This is a genomic window from Methylophilus sp. DMC18, from assembly GCF_056314005.1.
This window is the reverse complement of sequence record NZ_JBQUZE010000001.1, coordinates 699321-713006: the sequence shown is the minus strand read 5'-3', so window position 1 is coordinate 713006 and position 13686 is coordinate 699321. Positions and strand designations below refer to the sequence as shown.

10 protein-coding genes and 1 tRNA gene are annotated in these 13686 nt (G+C 52.5%); 3 read left to right on the top strand and 8 right to left on the bottom strand.

Annotation, left to right across the window (positions count from 1 at the left end; genetic code table 11):
• Nucleotides 1–9 precede the first annotated feature (9 nt).
• Both ACT53G_RS03200 and ACT53G_RS03195 read right to left on the bottom strand, forming a co-directional pair.
• A complete protein-coding gene (locus ACT53G_RS03200) occupies nucleotides 10–1200 on the bottom strand; it encodes an acetylornithine/succinylornithine family transaminase (protein WP_476168691.1) in 1191 nt (396 codons plus the stop codon).
• A gap of 62 nt (nucleotides 1201–1262) precedes the next feature.
• Nucleotides 1263–1754 carry a urate hydroxylase PuuD gene (locus ACT53G_RS03195; RefSeq protein ID WP_275355042.1) on the bottom strand — a complete coding sequence of 164 codons (492 nt, stop codon included), beginning with the start codon at nucleotides 1752–1754 and terminating at the stop codon, nucleotides 1263–1265.
• A gap of 535 nt (nucleotides 1755–2289) precedes the next feature.
• Between ACT53G_RS03195 and mqo the strand changes: the two genes are divergently transcribed.
• Nucleotides 2290–3777, top strand: coding sequence for a malate dehydrogenase (quinone) (mqo, locus tag ACT53G_RS03190; RefSeq protein ID WP_476154762.1), 1488 nt, complete (start codon nucleotides 2290–2292; stop codon nucleotides 3775–3777).
• Between the two features lie 141 nt (nucleotides 3778–3918).
• Entirely contained in the window at nucleotides 3919–5667 is a 1749-nt protein-coding gene (locus ACT53G_RS03185; RefSeq protein ID WP_476154764.1) for an adenylyl cyclase, read from the top strand.
• A 47-nt stretch (nucleotides 5668–5714) separates the two neighbouring features.
• Here the strand turns inward: ACT53G_RS03185 and ACT53G_RS03180 are convergent, their stop codons facing one another.
• From ACT53G_RS03180 to rnr, 3 genes are all read right to left on the bottom strand, one after another.
• Entirely contained in the window at nucleotides 5715–7493 is a 1779-nt protein-coding gene (locus tag ACT53G_RS03180; RefSeq protein WP_476154766.1) for an ABC transporter ATP-binding protein, read from the bottom strand.
• Between the two features lie 18 nt (nucleotides 7494–7511).
• Entirely contained in the window at nucleotides 7512–8264 is a 753-nt protein-coding gene (gene rlmB, locus ACT53G_RS03175) for a 23S rRNA (guanosine(2251)-2'-O)-methyltransferase RlmB (protein WP_476154768.1), read from the bottom strand.
• A 188-nt stretch (nucleotides 8265–8452) separates the two neighbouring features.
• Nucleotides 8453–10930: a ribonuclease R gene (gene rnr / locus ACT53G_RS03170; protein ID WP_476168690.1), complete on the bottom strand. Its 2478-nt coding sequence runs from the start codon at nucleotides 10928–10930 to the stop codon at nucleotides 8453–8455.
• Nucleotides 10931–10965: 35 nt separating this feature from the next.
• On the opposite strand from rnr, the gene ACT53G_RS03165 reads away from it, so the two are divergent.
• A tRNA-Leu gene (locus ACT53G_RS03165) sits at nucleotides 10966–11050 on the top strand.
• A gap of 592 nt (nucleotides 11051–11642) precedes the next feature.
• Here ACT53G_RS03165 and ACT53G_RS03160 read toward each other — a convergent pair.
• From ACT53G_RS03160 to ACT53G_RS03150, 3 genes are all read right to left on the bottom strand, one after another.
• The gene (locus tag ACT53G_RS03160; protein WP_194746858.1) at nucleotides 11643–12011 is read right to left on the bottom strand and encodes a hypothetical protein; all 369 of its coding nucleotides are present in this window, start codon (nucleotides 12009–12011) and stop codon (nucleotides 11643–11645) included.
• Between the two features lie 137 nt (nucleotides 12012–12148).
• Nucleotides 12149–12913 (bottom strand): MBL fold metallo-hydrolase, encoded by a 765-nt coding sequence (locus ACT53G_RS03155; RefSeq protein WP_275355034.1) that lies wholly within the window; start codon nucleotides 12911–12913, stop codon nucleotides 12149–12151.
• Nucleotides 12904–13680, bottom strand: coding sequence for a TatD family hydrolase (locus ACT53G_RS03150; protein ID WP_476168689.1), 777 nt, complete (start codon nucleotides 13678–13680; stop codon nucleotides 12904–12906). Before ACT53G_RS03150 ends, ACT53G_RS03155 begins: the two co-directional genes overlap by 10 nt.
• Between the last annotated feature and the right edge of the window lie 6 nt (nucleotides 13681–13686).

Genomic DNA, 13686 nt, shown 5'->3' with positions numbered 1-13686 from the left:
CTTGCGTAATCAAGCATTTGCCTTTAAGAAATTTAAAATCAGGGGCGTTAACCTGCTTACCAACTCATCTGCTTCCTGCTTATTCATGATCAGCGGTGGTAACAAACGAATCACTTTTTCTGAAGTGACGTTAATCAACAGTTTTGCTGCCAACGCCTGCTTGACCAGCTCGGCACATGGTTTGTCGAGTTCAATGCCTATCATCATGCCGGCATTGCGTACATTGACGACTCCGGCTTCGCCTTTGAGCGCAAGTGTAAACTGTTCGCGAATATAGTCGCCAACCGTCTGTGCGTTTTCACGTAATTGTTCTTCGGCAATGATATTTAATGTGGCCAGACCAGCAGCCGTGGCCAGCGGGTTCCCACCAAAGGTTGACCCATGCTTACCAGGCGTAAAGGTTTCTGCAGCCACGCCACGCGCGACACAAGCCCCAATCGGCACGCCTGAACCCAGGCCTTTGGCCAATGTCATCACGTCCGGCAGGATGCCACTATGCTGAAAAGCAAACCAGGTGCCGGTTCTGGCAATGCCTGACTGGACTTCATCCAGCATCAGCAACCAGCCATTGGCATCGCACAGCGCACGCAAGCCTTGCAAATAGGCTTTCAAACTGGCTGGAATATGAATCCCGCCCTCGCCTTGCACTGGCTCAACCAGAATAGCCACCACATTGTTTTTATGGGCTGCAATTGCTTTGACGGCTTCAATATCATCAAAAGGCACGCGGACAAACCCACTTACCAAGGGCTCAAAACCGGCTTGCACCTTACGGTTACCGGTCGCTGACAAAGTAGCCATGGTCCTGCCATGAAAGCTTTGATCCATGACGATGATTTCAGGATGGTCTATGCCTTTGTTGTGTCCGTACAAACGCGCCAATTTAATCGCGGCCTCATTGGCTTCACAACCTGAGTTACAGAAAAATACGCGATCCATGCCAGACAACTCGGCCACTTTGTCGGCCAACGCAGCTTGTTCTGCAATCTGGTAAATATTGGAGACATGGATCAGTTTGGCGATTTGTGCATTGAGCGCCGCTACAAATTTGGGATGGGTATGCCCCAAACCATTCACCGCCACGCCAGACAGCGCATCCAGATAGCGATCACCGGCAGTGTCTGTGAGCCAGACGCCCTCACCTTTAACAAAGGTCACTGGCTGTCTGCCATAGGTGCTCATTAAATGTTCCGAATGCATTTCAAACCCTTTTTCAAAAAACAAAAACGGCGGCTTAAGCCGCCGTAAACGTCTTAAACCCGCTAAAACCCTAATACGGCTCGATGACTCAACCCATTGGCCATAAAAAACAGCATGGGCAATGAAAGCATCAAGTTCGTGCGTGAGGCCAGCATGGCAACACGTCTTGCATTGTTTTTCGCCTGTTCATCGGCTGCCACCATGCCAAGTATTTTTTTCTGATTGGGCCAAATCAGCACCCAAACATTAAACAGCATAATGGTCCCCAGCCAGGCACCCACACCAATCAATTCAAACCCGCCTCGCAAGGCGAACGCATCGGTAAAATGTGGGCCCAACAATGCCGCACCCGCCAGCCAGGTCACCACAGCAGACCAACGAAACCACAGCAAGGCACGTGGCGCGATATGTTTGTTAATACCCGCAGCCGTACCGTCTGCTGCGGCCGCTTTCAAGCCTGCCATTTGCACCAGATTAAAATAATAAAGCAGGCCCACCCAGGTAATGCCTGCCAATACATGAAACCATCTTGCGAGTGCCGGAACCAGTTCCATCGTATCAGCCTCCTGCAACCACAAAATTTTTGAGGAAAAAAACCAGCGCCAGCGTGAGCAACACACCAGAGAGAACGGATCCTGCAACAGATTCCAACGGATTTTTCATATACACCCCAACCCTTTTGTGTTTTTAAGCCTGATCGGACTAGATCCGCATGGTGGCTATGCCGGCTAGCCACTCGCAAACATTTTCATGCGCCTAAATTTAGGTGTCTCAAGAGCATAACGACTGCCATGAGACAACACCAAATCGGAAATTCAGATCAACGACCCAGTAAATCTTGTTCCAGTCAAATCCGGTTGAAGATAAACCCAAGCCAGGCTTGATTTTTTTGTGGTTTTGAACCTTTTTAATTTCATCCTTAAGCTTACCGTAAAAGCAATTTATTGACAAGTTAGCCCCAGGCTTATTGGCATGCGTCACGAAAGCATCAAGTTTAGATGATACGCGTGGTTTTTCGATTTATAATGCGCGGCGTCAATATAATTTGCGCCCAATCTGCAGGCGCGACAATGAGGGGACACTCGCACCATGGCAACAACAGACATCGATGTCGTGCTGGTTGGCGGCGGCATTATGAGCGCAACGCTGGCGTCTCTATTGCATAGACTCGACCCGACCTTAAGCATATGCATGGTGGAGCAACTCGAAGACGTTGCGCTTGAAAGTTCTGATGCACTGAATAATGCAGGCACTGGCCATGCGGGGTATTGTGAGCTCAACTACACCCCCAAAAACCGGCAGGGAGACATTCAGATTCGGCGCGCGCTGGAGATCAACGCCGCCTTTGAGGTGTCTCTGCAATATTGGTCTACCCTGACAAAAGAAGGGGCACTGCAAGCGGCAGCATTTATCCAGCGCGTCCCGCACCTGAGTGCGGTTTGGGGTGCTGAAGACGGTGCTTTTTTGCGTCAGCGATTTGAGTTATTACAAGCGCATCCTTTATTCGCCGAGATGCAGTGGAGCAACCAGCCGGAAACCCTGAACGAGTGGATGCCCCTGATGATGCGTGGCCGTGAAAGCGGCGCGCACATGTCTGCCACACGCGTCGCCCATGGCTCGGATGTCAATTTTGGCGCACTGACAAGGCAGTTGGTGTCTCACCTCAAGACGCAAGCCAACTTTACCTTGCTCACCCAATCCCGCGTCACCAAGCTCAAGCAAGTGAACAAGCGCGAAAAACATCCCTGGCAAGTTCAAGTGCAGGATCTGGTCACCGGTAAAAAGCAAACTCTGGAAGCCCAGTTTGTGTTTTTAGGTGCCGGCGGCGGCGCCTTGCCCTTGTTGCAGCAGTCGGGGATCCCTGAAGCGAATGGCTATGGCGGTTTTCCGGTCAGTGGCCAATGGTTGATTTGTAATGAACCCTCGCTGATCAACACCCATCATGCCAAGGTTTACAGCCAGGCTGCGGTCGGCGCACCACCCATGTCGGTGCCGCATCTGGATACGCGCATGATACAAGGCAAGCCTGCGCTGCTATTTGGGCCCTATGCCGGATTCACCACGCGCTTTCTCAAGCAAGGCTCGCGTTTCGACTTGGCCAAATCTGTCAAAGTCAGAAACATCAAGAGCCTGCTCGGTGCGGGCCGACACAATCTGGACCTGACCAAATACCTGATCAAGGAAGTGTTTCAAACGCATGAGCAGCGCATGTCTGCCTTGCGCGTATTTCTGCCTGCGGCCGATAGCCAGCACTGGCAATTGGCGCACGCCGGGCAGCGGGTACAAATCATCAAGCGCTGCCATCAGCATTGGGGCAAACTCGAATTTGGCACTGAGATTGTGGCCAGCGCCGATGGTAGCCTGGCGGCCTTGCTCGGCGCTTCGCCTGGCGCATCGGTGAGCGTCCAGGCCATGCTGGATGTATTACAGCGCTGTTTTGCCAAACGCATGCAAAGCGAGGGCTGGCAAGACACGCTCAAGTCCATGATTCCCTCCTATGGCGAATCATTGATTGACGATGCGCAACTGCTGGCACGTGTGCGTAGCGAAACCTTGAGTACCTTGCAACTGGGTTAGTTTGGTGAACTAGCTCAGCAGGTCTGGCAACCCGGGATCGCACCACCCATTGCTGACGGCCATGCAAGCCAACAAAATTTGAATTTTCTGGACAATAGCGTGGTCCTGACTAGAGGACTTGTAAGAGAAAGCGAACTGTTTATGTATTCCGGGATTGCCGACAAAACACTGTTTACCCTATTTGGCGCGGGCCTCACCGCTTTGTTTTTAGCCGGATGCCAGGCGGATGCCCATAAAGTGCAAGCCAGTGCCCCCGACTTTGGCGAGAACGTGTTTGTGCTCGACCCACAAATGCCGACGGAAGAAGTGCAGGCTAGGCTGGATGCCCTGTTCAAACAACAAGAAAGTAACCAGTTTGGGCCTGAACGCTACGCGGTATTGTTCAAACCGGGCGTCTACCATAACAAGATCAAGTTGGGCTTTTATACCCAACTCATGGGTCTGGGCCGCTACCCTGATGAGGTCATGTTGCAGGGCGGGATTGAGGTCAAGGCCACCTGGCACGAAGAAGATGCCACACAAAATTTCTGGCGTAGCGTAGAGAACCTGTCGGTGACACCGGATAATGGCACCATGCAATGGGCGGTGTCGCAAGCTTCACCGCTACGCCGTCTGCATGTGCGTGGCAATATGTTGCTGGATGATAATGGCGGCTGGTCCAGTGGCGGTTTTATCGCCGACAGCCTGATTGACCAGCAAGTCAATTCGGGTACCCAGCAGCAGTGGTTAACCCGAAACAGCAACATTGGCAGCTGGACCAATGCCAACTGGAATATGGTCTTTGTTGGCGTCAAGCATGCCCCGGATGCGTCGCATTGGCCTAACCCACCCTATACCGACGTCCCGCAAACGCCTATCGTACGCGAGAAGCCGTTTTTGACAGTGACCGCGGCTGGTGAATACCAGGTTTACGTCCCTCCCTTGCGTCAGCAGACGCAAGGCATCAGTTGGCAAGACGCCCACCTGAACGGCACGACGATTCCCTTGAGCCGTTTTTATATCGCCAAAGCGGCAACAGATAACGCTGACAGCCTCAATGCAGCGCTCGCCAAAGGCCAGCATCTATTGCTGACGCCTGGCATTTACCAACTAGACAAAGCCCTCAACATTTCACATGCCAATACCGTCGTGCTTGGCCTGGGTATTGCCACCCTGCTGCCGACGCAGGGAAATCCTGCCATGACGGTGCAAGATGTCGATGGCGTGATTCTGGGCGGTGTGCTGTTTGATGCAGGCGAAAAAAACAGCGAGGTGTTATTGCAAGTGGGACAAAGCAAAACGACCATCTCGCATGTTCAAAACCCAATCAGCTTGCATGACGTGTTTTTCCGGGTAGGCGGCGCCAGTGTGGGCAATGCGACGCAGAGTGTCATGATCAATAGCAATCACGTCATTGGCGACAACTTGTGGGTTTGGCGTGGCGACCATGGCAATGGCATAGGCTGGGCCACCAATAAAACCAAGCATGGCATTGTCGTGAATGGCGATGATGTCACCATGTATGGCTTGTTTGTCGAGCACTTCCACGACTACCAAACCGTGTGGAATGGCGAAAATGGCGCCGTGTACTTTTACCAGAGTGAAGCGCCCTATGATGTCCCCAACCAGGCCAGCTGGATGAATGGCAGCAGCAACGGCTTTGCCTCTTACAAGGTGGCTGATCACGTCACACAGCACAGGGCCATCGGCATGGGCGTGTACTGCTTTTTTAATGACAACCCGGAAGTCAAACTAAGCAGCGCGATTGAGGCACCGCTGGGCGAACATATCCAGTTTGAGCGCATGACCAGCGTTTCGCTGGGCGGGACGGGCGAAATCACCCATGTGATCAACACCAGCGGCGACGCTGCCAAACCAGGCAGTGAAGTGTCTCGTCTGTTGAAGCCTTAACGTACTACCTTGTGAGCGCCTGCATTTAGCTGCAGGCGGCTCAAATCTTAGCTGGCCTGCTGGCCATACAAGCGTTGATAGACACTGCCGGCCTGCTGCACCAGCGTGTCATGCTGTCCTTCCTCAATGATGCGGCCACCATCAAACACCAGCACGCGGTCAGCCTCTTTCACGGCAGATAATCTGTGAGCAATGATGATAGTCGTGCGCCCACGCAAAAAAGTGCGCATTGCCTGATGCAGCAAAGCTTCCGTATGCGTATCCAGCATGGAGGTCGCCTCATCCAAGATGACGATTTGCGGCTGTTTCAGCATCATGCGAGCAATCGCCAGCCGTTGACGTTGGCCACCGGACAAGCGCACCCCACTGCGTCCAAGCTGCGACGCCAGTCCTTGTGGCAAATCGCGCACAAATTGCGCCAGCTGCGCAATTTCAAGCGCCTGCCATAAGGCATCATCCGAATAAGCGGTTTCCAGACTCAGGTTTTGGCGCACGCTGTCATTAAACAACATGGGTTGTTGCAGCACCACGCCCAAGTGTTCGCGCACCTGTGCATAGCCCAACTGCTCAATCGGCTGGCCGTTGAACAAGATCTGGCCCTGAGTGGGGGCATATAAGCCCAGCAACAGTTGCACCAGGGTGGACTTGCCCGCGCCTGAGACGCCGACCAGCGCCACTTGCTCACCCGGTGCAATATCCAGCGTCACGTCGGCCAGAATAGGATCGCCTTCGCCGTAAGCAAAGGTCACGTTTTGCAGGCGGATTGCTGCAGGCGAATGTGCATCCAGGGCTTGTACGGTGGCAGGATAATGGGGTTCTTCATCCGCCGCCAATACCTGGTTGATCCGACCCAGCGCCGCCTTGGCCGCGTAATAAGACACTTGTACCGACAACAGCTCTTGCACCGGGCCCATCATGAACCACAAGTAGCCAAACACGGCGATCATCTGGCCGACAGACAAGTTGGAAAACACCACCATCAACATGGCGACGGCACGAAAAATCTCAAAGCCAAATAAAAACACGCCGAATGACAAACGCGCCAAAGCATCAGACTTCCAGCCGGAAGCCGTGGCGGCGGCTCTAACTGCCTCTGCCGCCTGCTTGGCTTTATCCAGAAAGCGGCGGTCGCTATTGCTGGCCCGCAGTTGCTGCATCACTTCCAGCGTCTCGTTCACCGATTGCGACAAAACCTCAAAGGCGCCATTCTCACGCTGCTTCCAGGCTTTGACTTTTTTGCCCAAGACCATGGTCAGCGCGATCACAAACGGATTCAAGAACAGGATAATCAACGCCAGTTGCCAATGCATCCAGAGCAAGACACCAGCCACGCCAACCACGCTTAAGACCGCGACCAGCACTTTGGCGATGGTTTCACCTAAAAACTTGTCCAGCGTCTCAATATCGGTGAGCAGCCTGGCAGTGACTTGCCCTGCACCCAGGCTTTCATAGACTTGCATGCGTATCCTGCCCAGTTTATCCAGCAGCATTTGCCTTACTCCCAGCGTCACCTGTTTGGATAAGCCGACAAAAATACGGGTGGTCGCCACGCCGAGCAAAACACTACTTAAGCGCAAGCTGATCGTGAACACCGTCACCACCACGATAATGGCAATCGGCCCCAGCCATTCGGCGGGGAGCAGCGCCGTCATTAATTTCGTGAGTTTGCCCGGTTGGTGCAGTAATACCTCATCCACCAGCAAGGGCATCAATAGCGGAATCGGCACCGCCACCATCGCCCCGCAAAAAGCCAGGCATTGCCCCAACCACAAACGGCGGGTCTGCTGGCGGAGTTGCTGCCACAAATCCTGCAAGCTTAGGGTCATGAGGATTGAGGTCTTTAGTTAGACGGCCAAGACGCGCTGACGGCGAATCTCGTATAACGCAATGCCACTGGCCACACTCACATTCAGGCTTTGTACCGTGCCAAACATGGGGATGGTAATCAAGGCATCACACGTTTCCTCGGTCAATCGACGCATGCCATCGCCCTCAGCCCCCATCACCAGGGCGATAGGGCCTTGCAGCTTGGTATTGTGCAGCGAGCTCGGCGCATCCATGGTGGTGCCAACAATAAACACCCCCGCTTCTTTCAGCTCGCGTAAGGTGCGCGCCAGATTGGTCACGGCAATAAATGGCACCGTTTCGGCCGCGCCACTAGCAACCTTACGCACCGTGCCATTCAGGCCAACAGAGCGGTCTTTGGGTGCAATAATCGCATGCACGCCCATGGCATCGGCCACACGCAAACATGCCCCGAGGTTATGCGGGTCTTGCACACCATCCAGCACCAGGAAGAACGGCGGTTCGTCCAGATCAGACTCCAGCACATCGTGGATATCCTTGTAAGGCATGGGCGTTTCTATCACGCGCGCAATCACGCCCTGATGGCGGCCATGCGCACCGATAAAGCCATCCAGGCGCTGGCGATCCGCCTGAATCACGCGGATATTCTGCCCTTTAGCCATCTCAAGCAAATCACGCATCCGCGCGTCTACCCGGTCCTGGTCAATAATAATTTCCTGAATGCTGCTACCATGCTGACGCATGCGACTCAACACCGCATGAAAACCAAACAAAATGCGGGCTTCCGACATAATCACTCCTAAATTTTTGATCTCTTTTGCCTATGCTTTGGCAAAAGTGAAAATACGAATCGCGCAGAGGCAGCTACATTCACTGCCCCGTGCGCGACGAGATGCCCCAAGCAGGGCAATATTGCATTAACCGCTATTATCCCAGATTTTTCATAAAGCGATTTTTCAATCTGATTGCACGGCTGGGATTATCGGGCTTTCGCCTTGGGTTTGCCTTTATTTTTTTGCGCAGAATGGCGGCCCTTGTCTTTGGCTGAGCGGCTTCTGGCCGGAGCAGGTTTGCTCGCAGCGGGCTTGTCTGCGGCGCTGCGAGGCGTGCTGGTGCCGGATCTGGTTGATTTTTTGGCTGGTTGTTTAGCCGTTTTGGGTGCTTCCCACACTGCGGGCACCACCTTTTCAACCGGCTTGGCAGACCGTGTCTTTTTCACGCTGGACACGGCCAACGATTCAGCGACAGTACCATCTGCCGGATCAACCACGCCCTCTGACTTGCCGACCAGTGTAAAGTCAATACGCGTGGTTTCAAGATCCACACGCACCACCTTCACGGTTAAGCGGTCGCCTAAACGATAGCGCACGCCGGTGCGCTCGCCCACCATCTCATGACGGGCTTTGTCATGGATGAAGTAGTCATTGCCAAGGTCGGTGACATGCAGCAAGCCTTCCACATAAACCTCATCCAGCGCCACAAACAAACCAAAGCTGGTGACACCTGCCACCGTACCACTGAACACCTCACCCACTTTATCCTGCATGTAAAAGCATTTGAGCCAGTTCGTCACATCGCGGGTTGCGTCGTCGGCACGGCGCTCGGTCATGGAACAGTGCACGCCAAGGTGATGCCAGTCTTTGGCCTGATATCGCTTACCTTCCACCACCGCCTTGATCGCTCTATGCACCAGCAAGTCAGGATAGCGGCGGATCGGCGAAGTGAAATGCGTATACGCCTCATACGCCAGACCAAAGTGGCCGACGTTATCCGGGCTGTACACCGCCTGCTGCATCGAGCGTAACAAGACCGTCTGTAATAACTGCGCATCCGGACGTTCTTTGATACGCTGCATGAGTTTGGCGTAGTCTTTGGCATGCGGGCTCTCGCCCCCACCCACACCAAAACCAAATTCGCCCATAAACAGGCGCAAGGCCTCCAGTTTTTCTGGCGTAGGCCCTTCATGGATACGGAACAGGCAGGTCTGCTCGTTTTTGAGCAAAAAGTCAGCGGCACAGACGTTGGCCGCCAGCATGCACTCTTCAATCAGTTTATGCGCATCATTGCGCACCACAGGCACAATCTTGTCGATTTTGCCATTATCGTTAAACACCATCATGGTTTCAGTGGATTCAAACTCCACCGCACCGCGTTTTTCGCGTTGCGTGAGCATGAGTCTGAATACGCTATTCAAGTTCTGCAAATGCGGTAACAGCCAGGTATATTCCTCACTCAACGCAGCATCTTCGCCCTGCAATAAGGCAGCGACTTTGGTATACGTCATGCGCGCTTTAGACCGCATCACCGACGGGTAAAACTGGTATTGCTTGACCACGCCCTGCCCGTCCACCTGCATATCGCACACCATGCACAATCGCTCAACATCCGGGTTCAACGAACACAGCCCGTTAGACAAGGCCTCTGGCAACATCGGGATCACACGACGCGGAAAATACACCGAGTTACCCCTATCAAACGCCTCTTTATCAAGCGCGTCCCCAGGCTGCACATAAAAGCTCACGTCCGCAATCGCCACAACCAGGCGCCAACCTTTGCCTTGCGGCTCAGCAAACACAGCATCGTCAAAGTCACGTGCGGTTTCACCATCAATCGTAATCAAAGCCAAATCACGCAAATCCTTGCGGCCTTTATAATCTTTGGCTTGTACGGTTTTAGGAAAGTCTTCTGCCTGCTTGAGCGCCGCAGGATTGAACTGGTGCGGCAAATGATGCTTGCGCAAGGCAATCTCAATCTCCATACCGCTATCCGCATAATTGCCCAAAATCTCGACAATCTTGCCCATGGGGTTAGAGTGCGAAGAAGGATATTCGGTTAACTCAACCGTCACCACCTGCCCCACTTGCGCATCCATATCCAGATGGTAAGGAATCAGGATATCCTGACTGATACGCTTGTCTTCAGCCGCAACGATGGTCACGCCCTGGGCGCGAATCACACGCCCCACCAGGGTCTTATTCGCCCGCTCAAGCACCTCAACCAGCTTGCCCTCAGGCCGACCTCTGCGATCCATCCCGGCCAACCGCACCATGGCGCGGTCGCCATGCATGACCAAGGTCATTTCCTTGGGGCCTAAAAAGATATCTTCAGGATTTTTGGTTTTATCATCGGGGACCAGGAAACCATAACCATCGGTATGTCCGAATACGGTCCCCGCAATCAAATGGATTTTATCCGGCAAACAAAACGCACCCTTGCGGTTACGCATCAACTGGCCATCGCGCTCCATCGCGCCCAACCGGCGGTTAAAAATGTCACGCTCATCATGGCTGATATCGAGCATCACATAAATCTGCTCAGCACTCAGGGGAATTCCCTGGTCTGACAACAACTGCAACACCAACTCGCGACTAGGCAGCGGTGTTTGATACAACTCAGCTTCTCGCTGGGCCTGCGGGTCATTAGCACGCAGGGATTTTTTAGTTTTTCTGGTTGACAATATTTATTCTTCCTTTAAAATGCACAGCTTCTTTAGCCCAGATGGCGAAATTGGTAGACGCGCTAGTTTCAGGTACTAGTGTTTAACGACGTGGAGGTTCGAGTCCTCTTCTGGGCACCAACAATGGCTTTTCAGCCATGCCAAATTTAGACTCCAAAGCATCGAATTTATTTTTAGTACTGATTGGTACTTTGTATTATTTTCTTTGCATGTTTTGTAAATCAACATAGGGGCAGTTTAACACCCTTTACTCTTTGATCTGGGTTTAACATTCAATTTCATCAAAATAGACTCTGCCTAAGCTGAGATTGTTATTTTGATGAGCACTAAAAATTCGATAACTATCAACTCTTTTCAGGTGACTTTTTCTAGATCAAAGGCGCAGACTTGTTTCGCTGAGCCTTTGATCCAAACCATGATTGAGTTGATCTTTTCAGAAAAACTACAAGCAGTTCCCTTTTTTGGCTTGTCCAGGCGGGCAGTGATCTCTTAGAACGACACAGCCGGGTAATAAAAGGGTCAGTACGACTATGGCCGTCATGATACTTTTCATTTGTTTTTCCCTTCGTCAAATTTGTTTAGCAAAATTTGAACGATTAAAATTCGTTCAATTGAATAGCACTAATTCTATAAGCAGTTAGCAAAGTCAGTGAACAAAAACGCAAAACCCCAGAGACCTGAGGCTTATGAGTATGTTCTAACAAAAGTTTGCCTAGCGATTATTAAAGAACCCAATATTCATCACTCTGTCATTCACAAACGTGACTTCGGTTTCTTTGTAGGTGTTCTTTTTGTCGTATTTCACCAGGTTTTTGTAGTACCACATCTCAACCTGTACAGGTTTTGAGCTGTCTTGTTGTTTGCCGATGCCTGCGATCATGCTGTTGGCGTTGGTGGGCTTGACGGATTGCTGTTTTTTAAAGGGTTGGCCGAGTTTTTCGAGCACCACTTTTTTGGATTTGCCGCTAAAGCCGTTGATAAAGTCGTTTTCATCGTAGGTTTTGCCTGCCAGTGCGCTGGTTGCAGCCAGAGCAAGTGTGGCGGTGACCAAGGCGGTCATAAGATGGGTGTATACCTTCATGTTTACTTCCTGTTATCCAAAATCAAATTACTGAATTATTGTTTTGTGCAAGTATAACTGTTTATGTCTGGCTTTGGTTGACCTGGCTAATCGGCCAGTTGGCTTCAGGGCAAGATTTAAAGCCCTTGGTGCACCGTTTAAAAATCAAGTTGCATGCCGTCATAACCGACCTGAACATTGGCAGGCACCCTGGCTTGCAGGGCCTGGTATTCAAGCTCATGGGTCATATGAATGAGCACATTGCGCTTGGCGCCTATGCGTTCAATCAAGGCCAGTGATTGCTCAACATTGACATGCGTGGGGTGCGGTTTTTCGCGCAGGCAATCTATGAGCAACAGGTCTACCCCTTGCAGCAAGGCATACGCGCTTTCCGGGATCTCGGAGACATCGGTCATGTAGACAAAGTTAGCGATACGGTAGGCGTAGATGCGGATTTTGCCGTGCATGATGGGGATGGGAATAATCTGCTGACCAGCCGCTTCAAACGGGCCCTCGACGGTATGTGCAGCCAAAACGGGCAAGTCCCAGTAGGTGGGGATGGGGTCACGCAGCGTGTAGCCAAACTTTTCCTGAATATGGGTAATCGCCTCGGGATAACTGTAGAGCGGAATCTGGCAGCGGTTGATCTGGCAAAATGCGCGTAAATCATCAATGCCGTGCAGGTGATCTGCATGGGTGTGAGTGTACAGCACGGCATCCACCCTGCGCATCTGTTGGCGCAAAGCTTGCAGGCGCAAGTCTGGCGAGGTGTCTATGAGGATCACCCGGCCGTCATCCAGTGTGACCATACTGGAGCAACGTGTGCGCTTGTTGCGCGTATCGGTCGAGCTGCAGGTGGCGCATTGGCAGCCGATCGCGGGCGTGCCAGCGCTGGAGCCTACGCCTAGTATGGTCAGTTGCATGGCTGGGCGTGCTTGAACAGTTTAAAAAAGTTAGCGGTAGTTGCGTCCATGATCTGCTGTAATGGCTGCTCGCGCAGACGCGCAATTTCTTCTGCCACATGCCGCACATAAGCGGGCTGATTGGTTTTGCCACGGAATGGGATAGGTGCTAGATAGGGGGAGTCGGTTTCTACCAACATGGATGCCAGCGGCACCTTTTGCGCGACCTCTTTGAGCGCCTGGGCATTTTTAAAAGTCACGATGCCGGAAAACGAGATATAGAAACCCATGGCAATCGCGGCCTGGGCCACCTCCCAGCTTTCTGTAAAGCAGTGCATGACGCCCCCGACCTCGGCCGCGCCCTCCTCCTGCATAATCTTGATCGTATCCTCGGCCGCATTACGGGTATGGATGATCAAGGGTTTACCCGTCTGCCTTGCCGCCCGGATATGCGTTCTGAAGCGCTCGCGCTGCCAGGACAAATCGCCAGTTAAACGGAAGTAATCCAGTCCGGTTTCGCCAATCGCCACCACGCGTGGATGATTGGCCAGTTCAACCAGGCCTTGTACGGTAGGCTCGGTGATGTCTTCGTAATCTGGATGCACGCCGACTGAGGCAAAAATGTTGGGATACTGCTCGGCAATCGCAAGTACTTCGGGGAATTTATCCAGCGTGACCGAGACGCACAAGGCATGCCCCACCTGGTTGCTGCGCATGCTCTCCAATACTTGATCCATGTTCTGGACCAGCTCGGGGAAATTCAGGTGGCAATGGGAATCTACTAACATATTCTT

Excerpts from the sequence above, each read along its gene's own strand:
- ACT53G_RS03160 (WP_194746858.1), bottom strand. The coding sequence starts at position 12,011 with ATGAAGGTATACACCCATCTTATGACCGCCTTGGTCACCGCCACACTT.
- ACT53G_RS03150 (WP_476168689.1), bottom strand. The coding sequence starts at position 13,680 with ATGTTAGTAGATTCCCATTGCCACCTGAATTTCCCCGAGCTGGTCCAG.
- ACT53G_RS03180 (WP_476154766.1), bottom strand. The coding sequence starts at position 7,493 with ATGACCCTAAGCTTGCAGGATTTGTGGCAGCAACTCCGCCAGCAGACC.
- ACT53G_RS03195 (WP_275355042.1), bottom strand. The coding sequence starts at position 1,754 with ATGGAACTGGTTCCGGCACTCGCAAGATGGTTTCATGTATTGGCAGGC.
- mqo (WP_476154762.1), top strand. The coding sequence starts at position 2,290 with ATGGCAACAACAGACATCGATGTCGTGCTGGTTGGCGGCGGCATTATG.
- ACT53G_RS03185 (WP_476154764.1), top strand. The coding sequence starts at position 3,919 with ATGTATTCCGGGATTGCCGACAAAACACTGTTTACCCTATTTGGCGCG.
- ACT53G_RS03200 (WP_476168691.1), bottom strand. The coding sequence starts at position 1,200 with ATGCATTCGGAACATTTAATGAGCACCTATGGCAGACAGCCAGTGACC.
- rlmB (WP_476154768.1), bottom strand. The coding sequence starts at position 8,264 with ATGTCGGAAGCCCGCATTTTGTTTGGTTTTCATGCGGTGTTGAGTCGC.
- ACT53G_RS03155 (WP_275355034.1), bottom strand. The coding sequence starts at position 12,913 with ATGCAACTGACCATACTAGGCGTAGGCTCCAGCGCTGGCACGCCCGCG.